Below are 20890 nucleotides of genomic sequence, written 5' to 3'. Positions count from 1 at the left end.
CACCAAGACAGGACCGCCATGCCCGGCCAGCAGAACGAAGTCACTTTCCGCTTCCTCGCCCAGCCAACCGACGTGAACTTCGGCGGCAAGGTGCACGGCGGCATGGCCATGAAATGGATCGACCAGGCCGGCTACGCCTGCGCGGTGGGCTGGAGCGGCGCGTACTGCGTGACCGTATCGGTGAGCGGCATCCAGTTCATCGCGCCGATCCTGATCGGCGACCTGGTCAGCGTGCGTGCGCGGCTGATCCATACCGGCACCAGCAGCATGCACCTGGCGGTCGACGTGCTGGCGCGCGACCTGCGCAAGGGCGAGCAGCGCCTGGCCACCAGCTGCGTGATGGTGTTCGTGGCGCTGGACAGCCCCGACGGCAAGCCCACGCCGGTGCCGCGTTGGGAGCCGAGCAACGAAGAGGACCGGCGCCTGCAGGACTACGCCCGCCGCCTGATGGAGATGTCCAAGACGATGGAGCAGCAGGTGGCCGCCCTGCGGCCGGAGGCCGCGCCCGTGATCGACGCCTAGCCGGTCGACGCCCGCCACAGGAGCCGCTCCAGCCAGCGTGGGCAGGTCAGCGGATCGAGCAGGCGCGCGGCCGGCGCGCTGGCGAGCAACCGCACCAGCACCCAGGCGGCGAGCAGCAGCACCAGCGCCTGGATAGCCGGCGGTTCGCGCCGGGCCAGCCAGCCGAGGGCGCCGGCGGCAACGGCCAGTTTCACGATGAAGCCGTGCACCAGGTAGGCCTGCAGGCTGCGCGCACCCGCCGCGGTGGCGGCGAACGCGCGCCGCGGCACCAGCGCCAGGCAGGCTGCGCTGCCCGCGACCCCGGCGGCCAGGCGTAGCCCCCGCCACAGCGGGCCGGCGGCGCCGTCCACTCCCAGAGCGGCATAGCCGTTGCTGCCGTAGAGCCAGCGCGGATCGGGCACCGCGCCCGCCGCCCAGCCCAGCGCGACCAGCACGACCAGTGCGATCGCGGCGGCCAGCGGGCCGTGCAGGCGTTCTCGCCACGCCGGCGCGTACAGGTGCCCGATCAGGAAGAACGGAAAGAACGCGGCGATGCGCGAAAGCGACATGCGATAGCCCACGTCGCCCGCCCAGCCGGCCGCCAGCGCCAACAGGCAGGCAAGCAGCAGCGCGTGGCGCAGGCGCACGAACAGCGGCAGCAGCAGGCGCCATGCCGCCAGGCTCGGCAGGTACCAGAGCAGCCAGTACGGCGTGGTGATCCCGCTCGGCCCGGCATCCGGCCAGCCGGGCAGGCGCGCGGCCAGTGCATACAAGCCCTGGAACACCAGATAGGGCAGCATGAGCTGGAAGGCGATGCGCTTTAGCAGTCTGGGACTGACTTCGGTACTGGCCACGGCACCGGACAGAAAGGCGAAGGCCGGCATGTGGAACAGGTACAGGAAGCGGTACAGGGCATCGATCAGCGCCACGCCACGCAGGGGCTCGAGGCAGTGGCCGAACACCACCAGCGTGATCAGCGCCAGGCGCGCGTTGTCCTTCCAGGGATCCCGGGTGGACGGCGCGTGCGGCAGTTGCGTTGAAGGAAACGCATCGAAGGAGAACGGGGTGCGACAAGCCATCCGCCGCAAGCTAGCAGCGGGCAGGTCGACGCGATGTCCCCAAAGCCTTTCATCAGCGGCGCGCGGTCCGGCTAAGTATCCGGACCCTCATGCAGCCACAGCGACGCGCTCGATCCACGCAACGAAACCCGCCATGAACCGCGACAGCGATGCCTCGAGATGAGGATCGGCGAGCCGGCCCTGCGCATCGAAGCGCTGCCCGGCGTGCGCGACGAAGAGCGTGGGCGAGGGCATCACCAGCGCACCGCAGGTATGCAGCACCTGGCGCAGCGAGGCCTGTGCCAGCCGCGTTCCCCAGGGGCCGGCGCTCGCGCCGAACACTGCGGCCGGCCGCCCGTCCAGCACCTCGCCCTGGGGACTTTCCCGTGACAACCAGTCCAGCGCGTTCTTCAGCACGCCGGGCATCGCGTGGTTGTACTCGGGCGTGGCGATCAGCAGGCCATCGGCTGCCGCGATCGCGGTGCGCAAGGCGTTCACGCCGGCAGGCCCTGCGGGCTCGGCCTGTTCCAGGTCCTCGTCGAACAACGGTAAGGCGGCCAGCGCGTCGAAGATCTCGACCATTATCCCGGATGGGGCCAGCGTGGCGGCGGCATGCAGCAGGCGGCGGTTCCAGGAGTCGCGGCGCAGGCTGCCGGCCAGGCACAGGATGCGGATGGGACGGTAGGTCATGGATGTCTCCGTTGGGGAAATCAAAGGCCAGCCAGCAACAGCGCCGCGCTCGCCAGCAGCAACAGGCCCATCGCGGCATCGGTGCGGCGCCTGAAACGGGGGCAGGCCAGGCGCGTGGCCAGCAGTCGGCCGCCCAAGGCCCACAGCAGCAGGCAGATGAGCGGGACCAGCGTGAACAGCCATGCCAGCGGCAGGTAGTCGGCCGCGCGCGCAGCCGGCCAGGCGGCGACCACCGTCAGCGCCATCGCCCAGCCCTTGGGATTGAGGAACTGGAAGCCGAACAGACCCAGCATGCCGGTGGGCAGGGCCATTCGGGCGCAAGTTGCCATGCCGCGCGTCTGCACCAGTCGCAGGCCCAGCCAGCCCATGTAGAGCGCACCGGCCACGCCCAGGGCGGTGCGCGCGCCGCCGTGGCTGGCCAGTGCGCCGCCCAGGCCCGCAACCGTCGCGGCGAGCAGGGCCAGCCCGCCCAGCACGATCCCGCCGATCGCCGCCCCCGCGGCACGCATGCCGCCGCGCCCGGCTTCGTGCAGAACCACCAGGTTGTTGGGTCCCGGGGTGGCAGCTGCGGCGGACAGCAGGCCGGCAACGGCGAGCAGGTCGTGCATGGGGTCCTCGATGCGGTCGCTGCATCTGCGCAGCGGGCACAGGATCGCCTGGGTGGTTGGTCTGTGCGGCGCAGTCTATGGTCTAGAATTCCGACCATGGACATGCCCTTGAACTCACTGCGCGCCTACGCCCTGGTCTACCGGCACCAAGGCGTGCGCGCGGCCGCGCGCGAGCTGGGCATGTCGCACTCCTCGGTTAGCCGGCACCTGGGCGAACTGGCGCGCTGGCTGGGCGTGCCCTTGCTGCACGCCGGCGCCGGGCGCGCCGGACTGGTGTTCACGCCGCAGGGCGAGGCGCTGGGCAAGGCGGTCGGCGCAGGGCTGCGCGAGATCGAGCAGGCGGTCGCCGCGCTGCGCGAGGTGCGGCCGGCGCACGCGGTGGCGCTGTCGACCACGCCCTCCTTCGCCATCCGCTGGTTGCTGCCGCGATTGCCTGCGTTCGAGAAGGCGCATCCGAAGATCGAGCTGTCGGTGCTGGTCGACCAGAAGCTCGAAGGATTCGAGGACGGCCGCATCGACCTGGCCATCCGCATGGGCGCCGGGCCGTGGCCCGAACTGCACTGCGAAGCCCTGATGGACGACGTGCTCTACCCGGTGATGAGCCCGGCGTGCTGGCGCGCGCACGGCCGCCCGTCCCGGACGGCCCAATTGGCCGGCCTGCGCCTGCTGCATGACCGCGATCCGCAGGCCGCGTGGGAGCTGTGGCGCCGCGCACACGGGCCCGCCAGTCTCGTGTTGCAGGGTGGAGCGCGCTATGCCTCGTCCGACCTGGTGCTGCGCGCTGCCCAGCAGGGCCAGGGCGTGGCGTTGGCGCGGCACCGGCTGGCCGCCGACGACGTGGCGGGCGGTGTCCTGCTGCGCCCTTTCGGTGCGCTGGAGGTACCACTGGGGCCGTCCTACTGGATCGTGCGCCCTACCGCCGCACGGCAGCGTCCTGCGCTGGCCGCGGTGATCGACTGGCTGCGCTGGCAGGCTGCCGGACGCTGAGGCGTCACCGGCGACAGGCCGGCGAGAGTGGGGCGATGCTGTCCATTCCGGCGGGTCATACGCGATGTAGCTGCGGCGGCGACGGATCCCGGCATGGCGCGCCGCGATCCGTGCTCGCCACGCGTTGCATCACCTCGCGCCGTACAGCGCCTTGACGTCCTTGAGCAGCGTCGCCTGGCTTTCCGGGCGGGCGTAGAACATGTGCCCGCCGGGGTAGCTCTTGACCTGCACGCGAGTCGGATCGCCCATCGCCGGCATCTGGTCGACGATCAGCACCGAGGCCATGAACGGACAGGAGAGGTCGTCCCAGCCGTGCGCGATGAGCACGCGCAGGCCCGGATCATTGGCCACCGACTCGCGCAGCTGCGCCACCGAGCCCTGGTTGGCGTCCTCGTCCTCGTGCCACAGCTTGTTCACCTCGTAGCTGAGCGCGTTGTAGCGGCCGTCGTACTTCCAGCCGACGGTACGGGTGACGAAGTCGACCATCGCCGTGGTGGTGGGCGCGATGATGCCGTTCAGGATCGGATCGCCGGTGCGCTGGCGCGGCGCGTAGGGGAATGGGTCCCAGGCGGTGACGTTGGAGTCGTAGCGGCTGCCCAGCTTGCCCTCGGCGCGGTAGACCTCGCGCAGGTAGGCCTGGGTTTCCAGGCGCCCGCCGGAGCGGCGCACGAACAGCGGGTCCAGCCCGGTCAGCTCGGTCACCTTCTTGATCACCCGCTCGGTCGCCTGCGGATCGGAGCGGCCGCGCATCAGGTCGGTGGCGTACTCGCTGCGGGTGTATTCGATCACCTGGTCCATCGCCTCGGGGGTGAGCCGATGCTCGCGCTCAAGGTGCGCGGCGGCGATCGAGGGCAGGGTCAGCATCCAGGGCAGCGGCGATACGTTCTCGTCGTTGGAAGCGGCCGGATCGAGGTAGGGCGAGACCAGCACCACGCCCTTCATCGCCACGCCCAGCTGGGTCTGCAGATAGTCGGTGATGCGCGGGCCGCGAAAGCCACCGTAGCTTTCACCGACCAGGTACTTGGACGACGGCATGCGATGGTTTGTGACCAGCCAGTCGTAGACGATGCGCGAGAGGTATTTGATGTCGTTGTCGGTGCTGTAGAAGAGCTCGGTGGCCTTCTTGTCGTCGACCAGGGCGCGGCTGAAGCCGGTGCCGACCGGATCGATGAACACCAGATCGGTGAAGGGCAGCCAGCTGCCGGGGTTGTCGTGCAGGGTGGCCGGATCGGAAGGGTTGTTGCCCTCGACGCCGAAGTTCACCCGCTTCGGGCCGATCGCGCCCAGGTTCAGGTAGACCGAGGAGGCGCCCGGGCCGCCGTTGAGCGCGAAGGTCACCGGGCGGTCGCCGCCGGCCATGGTGTAGGCGGTGAATACCACCTCGGCCACGGTATTGCCCTTCTCGTCGCGCACCGGCAACGAGCCCACGGTGACGGTGTACTTGAGCGTGCGGCCGTCGATCTGCGCGGTCTGCTGGACGTGCGCGTCGGCGGGGAAGGGCGGCAGGTGGAACTCACCGTGGCTCTCGGCAGCGGGCTTGTCGGCGGCGAAGGCGGGAGCGGCGAGGCCGGCCAGCAGCGAGGCGACCAGCAGGGTGGCCAGGAGGGTCTTGCGCACGTGTGGAGTCCCCTTGTTGCGGAAGCGACCAGCCTAGCGGCTGGTGGGGGTGCTGGAGCGTGCCCAAAGGCATGGGGCCGAGGCGAAGTTGCCTTCATCGGCCCGTTGGGCGCCTGTCCCGCGAACGGGCGGCGGCCTCACCCAGGGAGTTCCCCGCGTTGGTCCTCCCGTTCACCAGGACAGGTGCCGACAGGCGGATGAGGGCATCGCCGCATCAGGCCGGCAGGGCGACGAGTTGTTCCTGCACCTGGTTGATCGAATCGCGGATGCGCTTGCTGAACACCGACTCGTCGTGGTGGATCAACACCAGCCGCTCGGTGGCGCGGGTCATCGCCACGTAGAGCAGCCGCGCCTCCTCGGCCTCGTCCTTGCCGTCCTTGGGCAGCGAGCCCAGCCCCGGGATGATCACGAACGGGAACTCCAAGCCCTTGCTCGAATGCATGGTCACCAGCTTGACCGTGTCGCCCACGGCGAACAGCGCGCCCTTGCCCGTGCCTTCGGCCAGGCGGGCAGGAATGCCCTCGCGCTCCAGCGCCTGGGCGAGCTTTTCGCCCTCCCACTGGTTGCGGAAGATCACCGCCATGTCCGACCACGGCCGGCCGTGCGCGTGCTCGTCGCTCAGCTGGGCGATCAGCACGGTGAGCTGGGCGGGCGCAGTCTCCACGCGGATCAGCTCCGGCAGCGCGCCGCGCCGGCCGGCGCTTTCCGGCGCGACCAGCGGCACGCCGTCCTCGTCCTCGGCGCGTTCGGCCAGCAGCTCGTTGGCGAAGCCGCGCGCCACTGCCAGGATCTCCAGCGTGTTGCGGTAGTTGAGCTTGAGGATGGTGGTGCGGCCCTGCGCCTGGACACCGAGGCTCTTCCAGCTCACCTTGCGCCGGTCGGCCTTGCCGTAGATGTTCTGCGCGTCGTCATAGAGCACCAGCAGCGAGTTGGTCGCCGGGTCGATCATCTGCACGATCAGCTTGTACCAGTCCGGCTCGAAGTCGTGGCCCTCGTCGACGAGCACCGCTCCGTACTGGAAGCGCGGGATCCGGCCGCGGTCGACGCCGTCGATCACCCGCTCGACCATCTGCTCGAAGAAGCGGTCGGATCCCTTGGGCGGCAGCTCCACGTGGTAGGCCGTGAGCATCGCCCGGCACCACTTGTGGAAGTTGTAGACCTGCACCTTGTCGGCCAGGCCGCGCTCGCCGATGAGCTGTTCCAGCCGCGCGGCGAGAGTCTTGTTGTAGCAGAGCACCAGGATCGGCCGGCTCATCGTGCGCGCCAGCTGCATGGCGCGGAAGCCCAGGATCATGGTCTTTCCGGAGCCCGCGACGCCATGGATGATGCGGTGCTCGTCGCCGAGCGAACGGGCCAGTTGCTCCTGCTGGGCGTCCATCACCTTGACCAGTTCCGGGATCTCGAGGGGCCGCACGGCCGCGTCGGTCGGCCCGAAGAGGCCGAACTGGCCGCTGCCTGCCTCCACCCGCAGCTCGGGGAACAGGTGCCAGCGCACGCGGTCGATCTGCGGCAGGGTCAGCGCCACCGGGAACACCTGCGGAAACATCGCCCACAGCCGTTCCTGCAGGTCTTCCGATTCCACCGACTCGTAGAACTCGTCGCGGCAGATGACCAGGTGCGGCGGGATCACCGCATCGAGCCCGCCGTCCTGGAACTGCTTGCGGCTGATGTTGGCCAGCACCACGCCCCAGGCCCAGGGCATGATGATCTTGCCGGCGTGGCGATGGCCGGCGGGGAAGCGCAGCGCCGGGTCGCGCTCCAGCACCACGCCGATCTCCAGCGCATAGGCGCGCGCCTGCAGCAGCGGATGGTTCTCCTTCACCAGCCCGCGCTCGGTGATCAGGGTGAACTGGGTGCTGTCGGCGTGCTGGATGGTCTCGGCCTTCCAGTCCTTCACCTCCAGCACCAGCAGGCCCCGGCGCGGGTGGAACACGACGAAGTCCGGGTGGCGCTGCTTCAGGCCCACCGGCACGTCGTACCAAAGCAGGTAGTCGTCCTCCAGCTTCTGCTCCAGCCGCTCGGAGAAGCGCTTCTCGCCCGCAGTCATGCGCGGCAGGCAGCTGTTGCGGGTCGGGATGAGCGTGGCCATTCGGCCTCCGTTGGGGATTTTGCGGGGAAAGTAGCGGACTCAAAGCCACTGTCAACGCTAAAGTTGACACCGCCAGCGCCGATAGGACGGGCGACGGTAAGCCCCCGCGGGCCAGCTTGGAAGCCTGCGGCAGACTGATCGCGACGTCCGCGCGCGGGGGAGAGCCCGTCCATGCCCATGCACATCGAAACCCTGTCGCTGATCAGCGCCATCCAGTCGCTGGCGCTGGCGGCGATGCTGTGGGCGGGCACCCAGGGCGGCCCGGGCGCCGCCCGCGACGCGCTGAAGCTGCGTGCCGGCGCGCTGGCGGTCGAATCGGGCGGCTGGGCCATGCTGGCTGCGCAGGCCTGGCTGCATCCGGCGCAGCTGCTGCTGGGCGGCAATGCCCTCAACCTGCTGGCGCATGGCATGGCGGTGGTGGCCCTGCGCAAGCTGCTCGGGGCGCCGCTGCGCTGGCGCTCCGCGCTGGCGATCGGGGTGATCGGCTGGTTGGGCGTGGGCTGGTTCGGCGTGGTGCAGCCGGATTACCGCCTGCGCGTGGTGTGGGGCTCCATCGCGATCGTGGCGCTGATCTGGCTGCGCATGGAGGCGCTGCTGCAGGGCGGCCTGCGCCGCGCCACGCGGGCGCGGGCGATACTGCTCATGCTGCACACGCTCTCGGCACTGCTGCTGCTGTGGCGCAACGGCCAGCTGTGGTTCGACCTCAACCCGCCGGCCGACGTCATCCAGCCCGACACGGTCAACTACCTGTACGTGCTGCTGTCGGGCATGCAGCCTCTGTTCCTGAGCATCGCCTTCCTGCTGCTCTACAACGAAACCCTGCAGCGCGAGCTGTACCAGCTGGCCCGCGTCGACGCGCTCACCGGCGTACAGAACCGCCTGGCGCTGAACGAGACGGCGACCCGGCTGCTGGCCCAGGCGAACCGCAGCGGGCGCCCGCTGGGGGTGTTGATGATCGATGCCGACCACTTCAAGAGCGTCAACGACCGCTTCGGCCACGGCGGCGGCGACAAGGTGCTGCTGGCGCTGGTGGGCAGCATCCGCACCACTTTGCGCGCCGCCAACGTGGTCGGCCGGGTCGGCGGCGAGGAGTTCGTGGTGCTGGCGCCCGACACCACCCTGGAGCAGGCGCTGGTGCTGGCCGAGCGCATCCGTTGCACGGTCGAATCCACGCCGCTGCTGGTCGATGGGCACGTGCTGCAGCTGACCGTGTCCATCGGGGTGGCCGCCGCGCGCCCGGGCGAGCGTGACGTGGGCGCGTTGCTCCACCGTGCCGATGCCGCGCTGTATGGAGCCAAGCGCGCGGGGCGCAACCGCGTGATGGCGGCCGATCTGCACCTGGCCGGGTCGGTGCCGGCCTAACCGGGGGCGTCCCGCCGAGGGCGTTCAGCCTTCCAGCCGGGCGTCCAGCGAGATCTCGGCGCGCAGCAGCTTGGACACGGGGCAGCCCTGCTTGGTCTCCTGGGCGATGCGCTCGAACGTGGCGGCGTCCGCGCCCGGTACGTGGGCGCGGCACTGCAGCGCGATCGTGGTGATGGCAAAACCGTCGCCCTGCTTGTCCAGCGTCACCTGGGTGCGGGTCTCGATCCTCTCTGGCGTGAGCCCGGCGTTGCCCAGGCCCAGCGATAGCGCCATCGAGTAGCAGCCGGCGAGCGCCGCGCCGATCAGTTCCTCCGGGTTGGTGCCCGGGCCGTCCTCGAAGCGGGACTTGAAGCCGTAGGGCGCCTCGCGCAACACGCCGGTCTCGGTGGACATGGTGCCCTGGCCATCCTTGAGGCCGCCGGTCCAGACGGCGGATGCGGATTTCTTCATGGCGGTCTCCCGTGGAGTGAGCGCCCGAGTGTGTCCGCCGAGCCATGCAGGAGGTGCGAATGCCGCGCGGGGCTGGCTTCACGGGCGCTTTTCCCCGCGCGGACGTATGCTCGGCGTTTGCTTCGAGGAGGGCGCATGGACCTGGACATTCGCCACGACCCCGGCGCGCAGCGCTTCGAGACCCGCGTCGACGGCGCGCTTTGCGTGCTGGACTACCGCCTGGCCGGCGACTCCATGACGATCACCCACACCGGCGTGCCGCCGGCGGTGGAAGGCCGCGGCATCGCGGCGGCGCTGACCCGGGCGGCGATGGAAAGCGCCCGCGCCCAAGGCCTGAAGGTGGTGCCTGCCTGCTCCTACGCGGCGGCATGGCTGCGCCGCCACCCGGAATTTGCCGACCTGCGCGCCTGATACACTCGCGGCCATCCGCGGCTCCGGATCGGTGCGCCGGCGCGGCCACGCGCTGCAGCACCGAACCCTTGGAGAAGGTCCCTTGCCCCGGGATATCGACGACACCCTCGTTCCACCCCGCCGACGCTGGCGCTGGCGGCCGCTGCACCACCTGCGCGCACGGCCGCGGCTGAGCTTGTCCGGCGTGGTTTTCGTGCTTGCCACCGGCTCGCTGGTGCTCGCCGGGGCACTCCCGCGCAGCGCGGTGCTGCTCGGGTTCGACGCCGGCGCCCTGGTCTATCTGGTGGCGCTATGGCGGCTGTTCGCCCGGGCGACGCCCGAGCACATGCGCAGCCAGGCGCGCGCCATGGATACCGGCCGCTGGGGCGTGCTGAGCAGCGCACTGGTGCTGACCAGCGTGGTGCTGGTGGCGCTGACCAACGAACTGCACGCCAGCAAGACCGGCGGCCTGACGGCGATCCTCCTGGCGGCACTGACCCTGGTGCTGTCGTGGCTGTTCATCAACACGATGTTTGCGCAGCACTACGCGCACGGTTACTACGGCGATTTCGGCACCCAGCACCGGGGCCTGGATTTCCCGCAGACCGAGCATCCCGACTACTGGGACTTCATGTACTTCGCGCTGGTGATCGGCATGACCTTCCAGGTATCGGACGTGCAGATCACCAGCCGCGAGCTACGGCGCATGGCCCTGCTGCACGGCGTGATCGCGTTTTTCTTCAATGTCTTCATCATCGCCGTCAGCGTGAACGTCGTCGCCGGCATGGGCAGCTGAGTTTTCAGTCGCGGAAGTTGTCGAACTGCAGCGGCAGTTCGGTGGGCGACTTGCGCAGCTGCGCGATGGCCAACTGCAGGTCGTCGCGCTTTTTGCCGGTCACGCGCAGCTTGTCGCCGTTGATCTGCGCTTCGACCTTGAGCTTGGCTGCCTTCAGCTCGGCGATGAGCTTCTTGGCGATCGGCTGCTCGATGCCCTGCTTGACGGTGATCTTCTGACGTGCGCCGGCGAGGTTCACTTCGGGCTCGGCCACGTCCAACGCACGGATGTCGATCTTGCGGCTGGTCAGGCGGCCGCGCAGGATGTCCAGCATCTGCTGCAGCTGGAAGTCGCTGGGCGCGCGCTGGGTGATCACGTAGCCGTCCAGCTCGTAGGCCGCGTCGGTACCCTTGAAGTCGAAGCGGTTGGCCAGCTCGCGGTTGGCCTGGTCGACCGCGTTGGTCAGCTCGTGCTTGTCCACTTCGGAAACGACGTCGAAGGAGGGCATGGATGTGCGCCTTTGGATACGGGAGCGGAAAGTGTAAGCGCTCGGCGATAATGCGCGCCTTCGAAGCCGCTGCGATCCCATGAAAACCGACGTACTCGTCATCGGCGCGGGCGCCGCCGGCCTCATGTGCGCGATCACCGCCGGCCAGCGCGGCCGGCGCGTGCTGGTGCTCGACCACGCCAACAAGCCCGGCAAGAAGATCCTGATGTCCGGCGGCGGGCGCTGCAATTTCACCAACCTTGGCGTGACGCCGGCCAACTACCTCTCGGCCAATCCGCATTTCGCCAAGTCCGCGCTGGCGCGGTACACGCCCGCCGACTTCATCGCGCTGGTCGAGAAGCACCGCATCGCCTACCACGAGAAGGAGCTCGGCCAGCTCTTCTGCGACGACTCCTCCAAGCAGATCGTGCGCATGCTGCTGGACGAATGCGCGGCCGCCGGCGTGCGGTTGGAAGCCAGTTGCGCGGTGGAGCGCGTGCGCCATGGCGAGGCGGGTTTCAGCGTGGCCACGGCACGCGGCGAAGTGCACGCCCAGGCGCTGGTCATCGCCAGCGGCGGCCTGTCGATCCCCAGCATGGGCGCGACCGGGTTCGGCTACGAACTGGCGCGGCAATTCGGCCATGCCGTACTGCCGACGCGCGCGGGGCTGGTGCCGCTGACCTTGAGCGGCAAGCATCAGGAGCGCTACGCGGAGCTGGCGGGCGTGGCCTTGCCGGCCGAGGCACGGTGCGGAAGACAGTCCTTCCGCGGCGGCCTGCTGTTCACCCACCGCGGCGCCAGCGGGCCGTCGATCCTGCAGATTTCCTCGTACTGGCAGCCGGGCGCAGACCTGCGGCTGGACCTGCTGCCCGACCGAGACGCGGCCGACTGGCTGCCCGTCCAGCGCGCGGCGCGCCCGGCGGCGGAGCTGAAGACCGTGCTGGCGGACGTGCTGCCCAAGCGGCTGGCGCAGCGCCTGTGCGAGCTCGACTTCGGCAACCGGCCGATGCGCCAGTATCGCGAGGCGGAACTGGTCGCGATCGGCGCGCGGCTCAACGGCTGGCCGCTGGTCGCCAGCGGCACCGAAGGCTACCGCACCGCCGAGGTCACGCTGGGCGGCGTGGACACCGACGGGCTTTCTTCCAGCACGATGCAATCGAAGCTGGTGCCTGGGCTGTACTTCATCGGCGAGGTGGTCGACGTGACCGGCTGGCTAGGCGGCTACAACTTCCAGTGGGCCTGGGCATCGGGACATGCCGCGGGCGAGGTGGCATAGCGGTTCGCATGCCGTCAACGCCGCGCGTGGTGGACTCGGCGCTTCGGCTTCCACGCTGACGAGGGCTACGCCCGGCGCGAAGCTTGGCCTTTCGCCCGGAGCGCGGGGGGGATGGGGCGGGGTCGAAAAGCATTCGCAGGAGAGACGCATGAACATCGGATTCCTCGGCTTGGGCGCCATGGGCAGCGCCATGGCCAGCAACCTGCTCGCCGCCGGTCACGCGCTGACCGTTTGGAACCGCTCCGAGGCCGCCACCGAGCCGCTCGCCTCGCTCGGCGCCAAGGTCGCGCGCACTCCCGGCCGGGCGGTGCAGGGCGAGGTGGTGCACAGCATGCTGGCCAACGACCAGGCGGTACGCGAGGTGTTCCTGGACAGCGGCCTGCTCGAGGAGATGGACCGCGGCACCATCCACGTCAACCACGCCACCATTTCCGTGGCGCTGGCGCGCGAGCTGGCCGCCGAGCATGCGCGACGAGGCCTGGGCTACGTGGCCGCGCCGGTGTTCGGACGGCCCGACATGGCCGCGGCGGCCAAGCTCAACATCGTGGTCGCCGGACATGCCGCCGTGGTGGAGACCGTGCGTCCGTTGCTGGAGGCGATGGGCAGCCGCATCTGGCCCGTGGGCGAGGCGCCCGAGCGGGCGAACGTGGTCAAGCTGGCCGGCAACTTCATGCTTGCCGCCGCGATCGAGAGCATGGCCGAGGCCAGCGCACTGACTCGCGCGCATGGCGTGGAGGCGGCCGATTTCCTCGAGATCATGACCGGCACGCTGTTCGCCGCGCCCGCCTACCAGGGCTATGGCCGGCTGATCGCCGAAAGCCGCTACACACCACCCGGATTCGCCCTACCGCTGGGCCTGAAGGACGTCAACCTCGCGCTCGCCGCCGGCGAGGCGGCGCGGGTGCCGCTGCCATTCGCCGGCGTAGTGCGCGACGCCTTGATCGAGGCACTGGCCGATGGCGGCGAGGAGCTCGACTGGGCCGCCCTGGCGCAGGTGGCCGCTCGGCGCGCGCACCTCTGCTGAGCCTGCCGCTCACGCCGCCGTGCGTGCGCTCCCCGCGACGGCGACGCCTGCACCAGTACGGTACCGGTCTCCAGCGCCAGTCCGGCCAGCATCCGCGGCGCGATGCGCTCGCCCAGCAGCGGCGTATAGGGCCGGGTGGCGGTATGCAGCTGCAGGCGCCGGCAGGCGTCGGCAAAAGGCCCGTGAGCGGTGGGCCCAGCCGTTGTCGGTCATCCGAAGGACGGCAGGCGCCGGCGAGATTATCCCGGCGGCTGGCGCGCCGCCTGCTGCAGCCAACGGTCGAGTTGGCCGGCGAAGGCCTGGCGGTCGCGCGCGTGGAAGGCCGCGGGGCCGCCGGTATCCACGCCGGCGCCGCGCAGCTCGTCCATGAAATTGCGCATCGAAAGCCGCTGCGCGATGGTCTCGCGGATGTACAGCTCGCCGCGCGGGTGCAGGGCGAGCGCCCCCTTGTCGATGGCCTGCGCGGCCAGCGGAATGTCCTGCGTCACCACCAGGTCCCCCGCGGCGAGGCGCTGCACGATCTCGTCGTCGGCCACGTCGAAGCCGCCGGCGACCTGGATCGAGCGCACCCAGCGCGAGGGCGGCGTGCGCAGGGCCTGGTTGGCCACCAGCACCACCATCACCTGCGCGCGGTCGGCAGCGCGGAACAGGATGTCCTTGATCGGGGCAGGGCAGGCGTCGGCGTCGACCCAGATGCGCGGCGACTCGCTCATGCCCTGGCCCAATGCAGCGTGCCGTCGACCATGGTGTGCGCACGGCCACCGACCCAGGTTGCCCCCGGCTCGATGCGCGCCAGCAGCCGCGCGTCGTGGCCCATCTCGCGTCCCTGGCTGATCGTGTAGCCGCGCGCGAGTGGCCCGTGCGGCTCGGCCTGCGCGATGTAGGCGGCGATCAGGCCGTTGGCCGCGCCCGAAGCGGGGTCCTCGACGATGCCCACGCCGGCAGGAAAGGCGCGCACGACTAGCTGGTAGTCCACCGAGGCGCTGCGCGCGAAGGCGCACAGGCCCATGCTGTCGCTGGCGCCGGCCAGCGCGCCGATCGCACTGTGGTCGGGCGACCAGTGGCGCAGGCTGGCCTCGTCGGCGACCTCGGCCAGCCACCAGCGGCGTCCGCCGTCGACCAGCGCGGGCGGCAACGTGCCCGGTTCCACGCCGGCGAGCGAGGCATCCAGCAGCGGGTGCCCATCGCGGCCGGTTGCGAGCACGCGCTCGCCGGGCGACTTGAGCAGCAGGTCGCGCGAGCAGCCTTCGCCTTCGACGCGGATCGGCAAAAGGCCCGCACTGCATTCCTGCCACAGCAGCCCGTCGACCGGCTGCGCCAGACCACAGGCCAGCACGGCATGCGCGCTGCCGATGCTGGGGTGGCCGGCGAAGGGGATCTCCCGCTGCGGGGTGAAGATGCGCACGCGGTAGCTGGCGCCAGCCACCGAGGGCGGCAGCAGGAAGGTGGTCTCCACCAGCGCTGTCCAGCGCGCGAAGCGCTGCATGTCGTCCTCGCTCCAGCCGCGTGCGTCGGTCACCACGCCCAGGTGGTTACCGCCGCCGCAACTGGCGGCAAAGACGTCCAAATGCAGGTAGCGGATCGGTTGCATGCGTATCCGTGGGGAACGGGCGGATAAAGGCGCGCATGATAGCGCCGTGCATGCCGGGCGCGTCGACAAGCTGCCTCGCCGCCGCCAAGATGGCGGGCCTGTCCCGATCGAGGAAGCCTCGCGCATGCTCACCCTGGCCATCATCGCCGTCACCTGCATCGTCTCCTTCCTGGCCTTCAACAAGCCCAGGCTGATGGACGACCTGATCCTGTGGCCGCCGGCGATCCAGCGCCATCGGGAATACCACCGGCTGGTGACCTACGGCCTGGTCCATGCCGATTTCGGCCACCTGCTGTTCAACATGCTCACGCTGTATTTCTTCGGCCGGCTGATGGAGCAGTTCTACACCGCCGAGCTCGGGCGGCTGGGTTTCCTGCTGTTCTATCTGGGCGGCCTGCTGGTCTCGATCCTGCCGACCTACCTGAAGAACCGCCGCAATCCGAACTACCACAGCCTGGGCGCCTCCGGCGCGGTGTCGGCGGTGCTGTTCTCCTTCATCCTGCTGTCGCCGTGGTCGCGCATCATCGTGCTGGTGGTGCCGATGCCGGCGATCCTCTACGCGGTCCTCTATGTCGGCTACTCGATCTACATGGACCGCGCCGGCCGCGACAACGTCAACCACAGCGCGCACCTGTGGGGCGCGGCCTACGGCGTGGTGGTCACGTTGCTGGTCGAGCCGCGGGTGTTCGGGTACTTCCTAGCGGAGCTTTCCAACCCGCGCATGTGAGGGCAGGTTTCATCGCAGTTGTTCCGCAGCCTGAACTGGGCGGCCGTCTTGACGCGATCGCGCATGACAGCGGCAGGCGCTCGCGCAATACTGGGAACGCAGGTCTTTCCGCCGCGTGCGTGAAGCACGGCAATGCGGGCAAGGCTGCACAGACCACCGCAGGAGTGATGACGCATGGCAACGACCCGCAAGTCGGCCGCGAAGAAATCCGCGGCAAAGAAGGCAGCCGCCGGCGGCGCGACCAAAAAGGCCGCGGCCAAGAAGGCCGGCATCAAGACCGCGGTCCACAAGACCGCCGCCCGGCCTGCCGCAGGGAAGGCCGGCGCGAAGACGGCCACGCGCAAGGCAGCAGCGAAGAACACGCCCGCCAAGAAGGCGGCGGCAAAGAAGACCACTGCGAAGGCCGCTCCGAAGAAGGCCGCTGCAGGACAGGCAGCCCTGAAGACCGCCCCGGGGAAGGCCGCGAGGCCAGCACCGAAGAAGGCTGCCAGTACGCCTGCCAGGCCGGCGACTGCGAAGAAGGCTGCCGGCAACCGGAAGCCGGCTGAGGCAGGCACCGTCAAGAAGGCTGCTGCACCGGCGCGCAAGGCGGCCCACAGCGGCGCAGCCGGCCGTCTGCCGGCCGGCCCGGCAGCGCGCAAGGAAACGGCCGCACCGTCGGCCAAGCACATCAGCCCGGAAGAGGCCGTTGCGCACATCCAGGCGCTGCTGGAGGCCAAGCAGGAGCGCAACAGGCAGAACGCAGGCAGTCCTGCGCAGCCGCATGGCAACTCAGCGGTACATACGCCGGCCAGTCCGGGCCTGCCCAGCGATGCACCCAAGACCACCATCCCGGTGCATGTGGGGCAGCGCGGTCCCAAGGCCTGAGCCGGCTTTTCTCTCGCGTCGCGCCCGGACATTTTCCGGGCGCGGACGCTCAGGGCTCGTTCAAACCACCGCGACTAGCGTGGGTCCGTGGCGTCGAGTCACGGAGGTGAGCCATGAAACGCATGCTTGCAGGGTTGGCGCTCGCGCTGGGGACGGCGGCGCTGTCGGGCTGCTATTACGATCCCGGCTACAGCTACGTGCGCAGCAACGGCTACCAGGGCGATGCCTACTACGGCGAAGGCCCCGCGGTGATCTACGAGCCGGACTACTACTCCGGCTACTACGGCCCCGGCTGGGGCTACGGCGGTTGCTGCTATGCGCCGGGCGTGAGCGTAGGCATCAGCGGCACCTGGTACCACGATTCCGATCGTTACCGTGGACGTGACCGCGACTGGCGCGGCGAGCGCCACTGGAGCCGCGACGAGCGCGCCCCGGTCGGACGACGCGGGCGCGGCGACAGGCGCGATTACCGCGACGACGATCGCCACTGAACGAGCGCCGGCCGCGGTCCGCGGTCGTGGGCTTTGGCACAATCGCGGCATGCCGCTTGCGCTTTTCCCGCGGCGCCTCGTGCGCCTTGCCATCCTCGTCTCGTGCCTGCCGCTGGCGGCGTGCAGCACCCTGCGCTACTACGCGCATGTGGCCCACGGCGAGGCATCGCTGCTCATGCGCCGACGGCCGATCGCCCGGGTGCTGCGCGACGACGCCACTGACCCGGCGCTGGCCTCGCGCCTGCGGCTGGCCCAGCAGGCGCGCGCCTTCGCCTCCTCGCAGCTGGGCCTGCCGCGCAACCGCAGCTACACCAGCTATGTCGACCTGCATCGTCCCTATGTGGCGTGGAACGTGTTCGCCACGCTGCCCTACACTGTCGAAGCCCTGCCGCAGTGCTTCCCGATCGCCGGTTGCGTGGCTTATCGCGGCTATTTCGATCCGGCGGCGGCACAGGCACGCGCAGCGCAACTGAAGTCGCAAGGCGACGACGTGTGGATCGGCCCAGTGCCGGCGTACTCGACGCTTGGCTGGTTCGCCGACCCCATCGTTTCCAGCATGCTGCGCTGGGACGATGATGAACTGGCCAGCACGATCTTCCACGAACTGGCGCACCAGCGGCTCTACGTCAAGGGCGATACCGCCTTCAACGAATCCTTCGCCAATTTCGTCGGGCAAGAGGGCCTGCGCCAGTGGCGCAAGGCCCGCGGCCTGCCGCCACCGGATCCGCACGGGCAGGCAATGGACCAGGACTTCACCGCGCTGGTGCTGGACCTGCGCGGGCGGCTGCAGCGGCTGTATGCGGGCACGCACGATCCGGCTGCGCTCGCGCGCGGCAAGCAGGCACAGATCGGGGCGTTCCGCCGCCGCTACGCCCGCTGGCGCGACACCCGCTGGCCCGGCGACCACCGCTACGACGCCTGGGTCGCCGCGCCGATCAACAACGCGCGGCTGCTCCCCTTCGGCCTGTACGACCGCTGGAGCGGCGCTTTCGCCGTGCTGTTCGAGCGTGCCGAGGGGCGCTGGGGTGCGTTCTACGCGGCGGCCCGCGCACTGGCGGGGAAACCCAGGGAGCAACGCGACCGCGCGTTGGACCTGCTGGCTGGTGGCACGCCTGCCTCCAGCGGCGGCGCTGGCCAGTAAACCGGCATGGAACAGGCGCTGGCCGGATAAGCGCGCGATAAGGCGCAGGCATGAGCATCGGCGGGTCCATCACGGAGAGCCGCCATGAATGCACCGTCCCGCATGCTCGTCGCCCTGTCGCTTGGCCTGCTTTGCGCCAGTGGGGTAGGCGCGACCCAACCTACCGCCGGCTACCGCGTGCTGCACCGCTACGTACTGGGCGGCGACCAGGGCTGGGATTACCTGGCGTTGGATCCTGCCGCGCAGCGCGTGTACGTGAGCCACGGCGACGAAGTGGTCGTCCTCGATGCCGAAGACGGCAAGCCGGTCGGGCGCATCGAGCATCTCGACGGAGTGCACGGCATCGCGCTCGCACCGGCCCGCCATCGCGGCTGGATCAGCAACGGCCGCAGCGGCGAGGTGACGGTCTTCGATACCGCCACGCTGAAGACGCTGGGCACGCTCAAGGCCAGCGGCGCCAATCCCGACGCCATCCTCTACGATCCGGCCAGCGGACGCGTGTTCACCTTCAACGGACACAGCTCCAACGCCACGGCCTTCGATGCCGCCAGCGGCAAGCAGCTCGCCACCATCGCGCTGCCGGGCAAGCCGGAATTCGCGGTCAGCGATGGCGCCGGGCACATCTGGGCGAACATCGAGGACAAGAGCGAACTGATCGAAATGGATCCGAAGACCGCCTCGGTCCGCGCGACCTGGTCGCTGGCGCCGTGCCAGTCGCCTTCCGGGCTGGCGATCGACGTGGCGCACCGACGCCTGTTCTCGGTGTGCGACAACAAGACCATGACGGTGCTGGATGCCGACAGCGGCCGCCACGTAGCGGACGTGCCGATCGGCGAGGGCCCCGATGCCGTCGCCTTCGACAGCCGGCGCGGCCTGGTCTTCAGCTCCAACGGCGAGAGCGGCACGCTCACCGTGGTGCACGAGGACGACCCCGACCATTACCGCGTGCTGGCCACGGTCCCGACGCAGACCACGGCGCGTACGCTGGCGCTGGACCCCAAGAGCGGGCATCTGTTCCTCTCGGCGGCGAAGTTCGGGCCGCACTCGGAGCAGGGCGGAGCACACCATCGCCCGCCGCTGCTGCCCGGCAGCTTCACCGTGCTGGAGGTGGGGAAAGGGCCGTAAGCCGCGCATGCCGTCGCCCATGCCGTGGGCATGGGCGACGGTGGCGTACCTTGGGTGCTCGAACAGTCCCCCGAGGAGCATGCGCAGAGCCGGGCTCGACGCCGCCGCGCCGAACCCGGCGAAGGCCGGCCGTTCCTATTGCTGCTGATGCGCCATGCCCGATCGCGGCATCGCCTGGCCGGCATCGGGCCGCCGCGCGGATAATGGGCGGGACGATCCGGTGCACCGGATCCCATCCGGCGCACGCATGATCATCCAGTCCCTGCTCGACACCGACCTGTACAAGTTCTCGATGATGCAGGTGGTGCTGCACCACTATCCGGCCGCGCAGGTCGAATACCGGTTCAAGTGCCGCAATCCCGGCGTCGACCTGGTTCCCTACATCGAGGAGATCCGTGCCGAGCTCGATGCCCTGTGCCGCCTGCGTTTCACCACCGAGGAGCTCGAGTACCTGCGCGGCTGGCGCTACATCAAGAGCGACTTCGTCGACTTCCTGGCGCTGTTCCAGCTCAACGCCAAATACGTGGACATCGCGCCGGCGCCGTCGGGCACCGGCGAGCTTCTGATACGCATCGTCGGCCCTTGGCTGCACACCATCCTGTTCGAGGTGCCGCTGCTGGCGATCGTCAACGAGGTGTACTTCCGCAACACCCAGCCAGGCCTGGACCTCGCCGAGGGGCGCCGGCGCCTGCGCGCAAAGATCGAACTGCTGCGCGGCGAGGAGGAGTACGCGGACTGCCGCATCGCCGACTACGGCACGCGCCGGCGCTTTTCGCGCCCGTGGCACGAGGAAGTGGTGCGCACGCTGCGCGATGGCCTGGGCGAGCAACTGGCGGGCACCAGCAACGTATGGCTGGCCTGGAAGCTCGGCCTGACGCCGCTGGGCACGCTCGCGCACGAATACCTGCAGGCGCACCAGGCGCTGGGGCCGCGCCTGCGTGATTCACAGCGCGTGGCGCTGGAAACCTGGGCGAAGGAATACCGCGGCGACCTGGGGATCGCGCTGTCGGATGTCTACGGCCTGGATGCTTTCCTGCGCGATTTCGACATGTATTTCTGCAAGCTCTTCGACGGTACCCGCCACGACTCGGGCGACCCGTTCGTCTGGGGCGAGAAGGTCCTGGCGCATTACCGCGCCAACCGCGTCGACCCATGCACCAAGATCCTGGTGTTCAGCGACGCGTTGGACCTGCCCCGCGTGATGCAGCTCCACCGCCACTTCCGCGGGCGCTGCCAGCTGGCCTTCGGCGTGGGCACCAACCTCACCAACGACGTGGGCCCCTTGCCGCTGCAGATCGTGATCAAGATGGTCCGCTGCAATGGCCAGCCGGTGGCCAAGCTCAGCGATTCGCCGGGCAAGAACATGTGCGACGACCCGGCCTACGTGGCCTACCTGCGCCAGGTGTTCGACATTCCGCCGGAGGCGTGAGCCCGCGCGGAGCGCGCGTCCTAGGGGAAGCTGTCGTCGCGGGGGAAACGGGCGCTCAGCGGTCGCCGCGGTGCCTCGCGGCAGGCGGAGCGTGCCAGCAGCATCAGGGTGGCGAGTGCGACCAGGGCGCAGATAAGCAGATCCATCATGGCAGCGTCGCTCCCCGGCGGCGGGGGCGGAAATGACCTTCGCTCATGTGCATATG

23 protein-coding genes are annotated in these 20890 nt (G+C 69.7%); 13 read left to right on the top strand and 10 right to left on the bottom strand.

The features are described 5' to 3' along the window. The first annotated feature begins 18 nt into the window (after nt 1–18). A complete protein-coding gene (locus VGU65_RS03810) occupies nt 19–522 on the top strand; it encodes an acyl-CoA thioesterase (protein ID WP_327473038.1) in 504 nt (167 codons plus the stop codon). Here the strand turns inward: VGU65_RS03810 and VGU65_RS03805 are convergent. The 3 genes from VGU65_RS03805 to VGU65_RS03795 all read right to left on the bottom strand — a co-directional run bounded on the left by VGU65_RS03805 (nt 519) and on the right by VGU65_RS03795 (nt 2857). Continuing rightward, nucleotides 519–1580, bottom strand: a complete 1062-nt coding sequence (locus VGU65_RS03805; protein ID WP_327473037.1) for an acyltransferase family protein — start codon at nt 1578–1580, stop codon at nt 519–521. The two genes, VGU65_RS03810 and VGU65_RS03805, sit on opposite strands and share 4 nt — an antisense overlap. A gap of 87 nt (nt 1581–1667) precedes the next feature. After that, on the bottom strand, nt 1668–2249 hold the full coding sequence (locus VGU65_RS03800; protein WP_327473036.1) for an NADPH-dependent FMN reductase: 582 nt from the start codon (nt 2247–2249) through the stop codon (nt 1668–1670). A gap of 20 nt (nt 2250–2269) precedes the next feature. Further along, nucleotides 2270–2857: a LysE family translocator gene (locus VGU65_RS03795; RefSeq protein WP_327473035.1), complete on the bottom strand. Its 588-nt coding sequence runs from the start codon at nt 2855–2857 to the stop codon at nt 2270–2272. Between the two features lie 96 nt (nt 2858–2953). Here VGU65_RS03795 and VGU65_RS03790 point away from each other — a divergent pair, with 96 nt between their 5' ends. Then, nucleotides 2954–3844 (top strand): LysR substrate-binding domain-containing protein, encoded by an 891-nt coding sequence (locus VGU65_RS03790; RefSeq protein ID WP_327473033.1) that lies wholly within the window; start codon nt 2954–2956, stop codon nt 3842–3844. Nucleotides 3845–3973: 129 nt separating this feature from the next. Here VGU65_RS03790 and VGU65_RS03785 read toward each other — a convergent pair whose 3' ends face one another. Continuing rightward, a complete protein-coding gene (locus VGU65_RS03785; RefSeq protein WP_327473031.1) occupies nt 3974–5461 on the bottom strand; it encodes a S10 family peptidase in 1488 nt (495 codons plus the stop codon). A 214-nt stretch (nt 5462–5675) separates the two neighbouring features. Then, the gene (locus tag VGU65_RS03780; RefSeq protein ID WP_327473029.1) at nt 5676–7550 is read right to left on the bottom strand and encodes a 3'-5' exonuclease; all 1875 of its coding nucleotides are present in this window, start codon (nt 7548–7550) and stop codon (nt 5676–5678) included. A gap of 171 nt (nt 7551–7721) precedes the next feature. Between VGU65_RS03780 and VGU65_RS03775 the strand changes: the two genes are divergently transcribed. Continuing rightward, the gene (locus tag VGU65_RS03775) at nt 7722–8912 is read left to right on the top strand and encodes a GGDEF domain-containing protein (RefSeq protein WP_327473027.1); all 1191 of its coding nucleotides are present in this window, start codon (nt 7722–7724) and stop codon (nt 8910–8912) included. A 24-nt stretch (nt 8913–8936) separates the two neighbouring features. On the opposite strand, the gene VGU65_RS03770 is transcribed toward VGU65_RS03775, so the two are convergent. Then, a complete protein-coding gene (locus VGU65_RS03770) occupies nt 8937–9362 on the bottom strand; it encodes an OsmC family protein (RefSeq protein WP_327473025.1) in 426 nt (141 codons plus the stop codon). Between the two features lie 135 nt (nt 9363–9497). Between VGU65_RS03770 and VGU65_RS03765 the strand changes: the two genes are divergently transcribed. Together VGU65_RS03765 and VGU65_RS03760 are read left to right on the top strand one after the other, a co-directional pair. Beyond that, nucleotides 9498–9773 carry a GNAT family N-acetyltransferase gene (locus VGU65_RS03765; RefSeq protein ID WP_327473023.1) on the top strand — a complete coding sequence of 92 codons (276 nt, stop codon included), beginning with the start codon at nt 9498–9500 and terminating at the stop codon, nt 9771–9773. 82 nt (nt 9774–9855) lie between these two features. After that, nucleotides 9856–10548, top strand: coding sequence for a DUF1345 domain-containing protein (locus tag VGU65_RS03760; protein ID WP_327473021.1), 693 nt, complete (start codon nt 9856–9858; stop codon nt 10546–10548). Between the two features lie 4 nt (nt 10549–10552). Here VGU65_RS03760 and VGU65_RS03755 read toward each other — a convergent pair whose 3' ends face one another. Next, nucleotides 10553–11035 carry a YajQ family cyclic di-GMP-binding protein gene (locus VGU65_RS03755; RefSeq protein ID WP_327473019.1) on the bottom strand — a complete coding sequence of 161 codons (483 nt, stop codon included), beginning with the start codon at nt 11033–11035 and terminating at the stop codon, nt 10553–10555. A gap of 79 nt (nt 11036–11114) precedes the next feature. On the opposite strand from VGU65_RS03755, the gene VGU65_RS03750 reads away from it, so the two are divergent. Continuing rightward, nucleotides 11115–12290, top strand: coding sequence for a BaiN/RdsA family NAD(P)/FAD-dependent oxidoreductase (locus tag VGU65_RS03750; RefSeq protein WP_327473017.1), 1176 nt, complete (start codon nt 11115–11117; stop codon nt 12288–12290). Beyond that, nucleotides 12268–13314, top strand: a complete 1047-nt coding sequence (locus tag VGU65_RS03745; RefSeq protein WP_327473015.1) for an NAD(P)-dependent oxidoreductase — start codon at nt 12268–12270, stop codon at nt 13312–13314. Before VGU65_RS03750 ends, VGU65_RS03745 begins: the two co-directional genes overlap by 23 nt. A gap of 239 nt (nt 13315–13553) precedes the next feature. Here the strand turns inward: VGU65_RS03745 and VGU65_RS03740 are convergent, their stop codons facing one another. After that, the gene (locus tag VGU65_RS03740; RefSeq protein ID WP_327473013.1) at nt 13554–14027 is read right to left on the bottom strand and encodes a YaiI/YqxD family protein; all 474 of its coding nucleotides are present in this window, start codon (nt 14025–14027) and stop codon (nt 13554–13556) included. Continuing rightward, complete coding sequence (locus VGU65_RS03735) at nt 14024–14905, bottom strand: PhzF family protein (protein ID WP_327473011.1); 882 nt, start codon at nt 14903–14905, stop codon at nt 14024–14026. The genes VGU65_RS03740 and VGU65_RS03735 overlap by 4 nt, the downstream gene beginning before the upstream one ends. 124 nt (nt 14906–15029) lie before the next feature. On the opposite strand from VGU65_RS03735, the gene VGU65_RS03730 reads away from it, so the two are divergent. The 6 genes from VGU65_RS03730 (at nt 15030) to pncB (ending at nt 20685) form a co-directional block, all read left to right on the top strand. Continuing rightward, nucleotides 15030–15632, top strand: coding sequence for a rhomboid family intramembrane serine protease (locus VGU65_RS03730; RefSeq protein ID WP_327473009.1), 603 nt, complete (start codon nt 15030–15032; stop codon nt 15630–15632). Nucleotides 15633–15806: 174 nt separating this feature from the next. Then, entirely contained in the window at nt 15807–16499 is a 693-nt protein-coding gene (locus VGU65_RS03725) for a hypothetical protein (protein WP_327473007.1), read from the top strand. Nucleotides 16500–16612: 113 nt separating this feature from the next. Continuing rightward, nucleotides 16613–16990, top strand: a complete 378-nt coding sequence (locus VGU65_RS03720) for a hypothetical protein (RefSeq protein ID WP_327473005.1) — start codon at nt 16613–16615, stop codon at nt 16988–16990. 49 nt (nt 16991–17039) lie between these two features. Then, nucleotides 17040–18131, top strand: a complete 1092-nt coding sequence (locus tag VGU65_RS03715; RefSeq protein WP_327473003.1) for an aminopeptidase — start codon at nt 17040–17042, stop codon at nt 18129–18131. 84 nt (nt 18132–18215) lie between these two features. After that, nucleotides 18216–19256 carry a BamB-related PQQ repeat family beta-propellar protein gene (locus VGU65_RS03710; protein ID WP_327473001.1) on the top strand — a complete coding sequence of 347 codons (1041 nt, stop codon included), beginning with the start codon at nt 18216–18218 and terminating at the stop codon, nt 19254–19256. A 247-nt stretch (nt 19257–19503) separates the two neighbouring features. Further along, a complete protein-coding gene (gene pncB / locus VGU65_RS03705) occupies nt 19504–20685 on the top strand; it encodes a nicotinate phosphoribosyltransferase (protein ID WP_327472999.1) in 1182 nt (393 codons plus the stop codon). A 20-nt stretch (nt 20686–20705) separates the two neighbouring features. On the opposite strand, the gene VGU65_RS03700 is transcribed toward pncB, so the two are convergent. Then, nucleotides 20706–20834, bottom strand: coding sequence for a hypothetical protein (locus tag VGU65_RS03700; protein WP_327472997.1), 129 nt, complete (start codon nt 20832–20834; stop codon nt 20706–20708). Nucleotides 20835–20890: the final 56 nt, after the last annotated feature.

This window comes from Frateuria sp., assembly GCF_035943815.1.
GTDB lineage: Bacteria > Pseudomonadota > Gammaproteobacteria > Xanthomonadales > Rhodanobacteraceae > Frateuria_A.
This window is presented reverse-complemented; position numbering and strand designations above follow the sequence as displayed.

Bases quoted from the DNA above. Each gene is read 5' to 3' on its own strand.
- VGU65_RS03710 (WP_327473001.1), top strand. From the start codon at position 18,216: ATGAATGCACCGTCCCGCATGCTCGTCGCCCTGTCGCTTGGCCTGCTT.
- VGU65_RS03745 (WP_327473015.1), top strand. From the start codon at position 12,268: ATGCCGCGGGCGAGGTGGCATAGCGGTTCGCATGCCGTCAACGCCGCG.
- VGU65_RS03790 (WP_327473033.1), top strand. From the start codon at position 2,954: ATGGACATGCCCTTGAACTCACTGCGCGCCTACGCCCTGGTCTACCGG.
- VGU65_RS03750 (WP_327473017.1), top strand. From the start codon at position 11,115: ATGAAAACCGACGTACTCGTCATCGGCGCGGGCGCCGCCGGCCTCATG.
- VGU65_RS03770 (WP_327473025.1), bottom strand. From the start codon at position 9,362: ATGAAGAAATCCGCATCCGCCGTCTGGACCGGCGGCCTCAAGGATGGC.
- VGU65_RS03775 (WP_327473027.1), top strand. From the start codon at position 7,722: ATGCCCATGCACATCGAAACCCTGTCGCTGATCAGCGCCATCCAGTCG.
- VGU65_RS03810 (WP_327473038.1), top strand. From the start codon at position 19: ATGCCCGGCCAGCAGAACGAAGTCACTTTCCGCTTCCTCGCCCAGCCA.
- VGU65_RS03720 (WP_327473005.1), top strand. From the start codon at position 16,613: ATGAAACGCATGCTTGCAGGGTTGGCGCTCGCGCTGGGGACGGCGGCG.
- VGU65_RS03715 (WP_327473003.1), top strand. From the start codon at position 17,040: ATGCCGCTTGCGCTTTTCCCGCGGCGCCTCGTGCGCCTTGCCATCCTC.
- VGU65_RS03755 (WP_327473019.1), bottom strand. From the start codon at position 11,035: ATGCCCTCCTTCGACGTCGTTTCCGAAGTGGACAAGCACGAGCTGACC.
- VGU65_RS03765 (WP_327473023.1), top strand. From the start codon at position 9,498: ATGGACCTGGACATTCGCCACGACCCCGGCGCGCAGCGCTTCGAGACC.
- VGU65_RS03700 (WP_327472997.1), bottom strand. From the start codon at position 20,834: ATGATGGATCTGCTTATCTGCGCCCTGGTCGCACTCGCCACCCTGATG.
- VGU65_RS03780 (WP_327473029.1), bottom strand. From the start codon at position 7,550: ATGGCCACGCTCATCCCGACCCGCAACAGCTGCCTGCCGCGCATGACT.
- VGU65_RS03730 (WP_327473009.1), top strand. From the start codon at position 15,030: ATGCTCACCCTGGCCATCATCGCCGTCACCTGCATCGTCTCCTTCCTG.
- VGU65_RS03740 (WP_327473013.1), bottom strand. From the start codon at position 14,027: ATGAGCGAGTCGCCGCGCATCTGGGTCGACGCCGACGCCTGCCCTGCC.
- VGU65_RS03725 (WP_327473007.1), top strand. From the start codon at position 15,807: ATGGCAACGACCCGCAAGTCGGCCGCGAAGAAATCCGCGGCAAAGAAG.
- VGU65_RS03805 (WP_327473037.1), bottom strand. From the start codon at position 1,580: ATGGCTTGTCGCACCCCGTTCTCCTTCGATGCGTTTCCTTCAACGCAA.
- pncB (WP_327472999.1), top strand. From the start codon at position 19,504: ATGATCATCCAGTCCCTGCTCGACACCGACCTGTACAAGTTCTCGATG.
- VGU65_RS03795 (WP_327473035.1), bottom strand. From the start codon at position 2,857: ATGCACGACCTGCTCGCCGTTGCCGGCCTGCTGTCCGCCGCAGCTGCC.
- VGU65_RS03735 (WP_327473011.1), bottom strand. From the start codon at position 14,905: ATGCAACCGATCCGCTACCTGCATTTGGACGTCTTTGCCGCCAGTTGC.
- VGU65_RS03800 (WP_327473036.1), bottom strand. From the start codon at position 2,249: ATGACCTACCGTCCCATCCGCATCCTGTGCCTGGCCGGCAGCCTGCGC.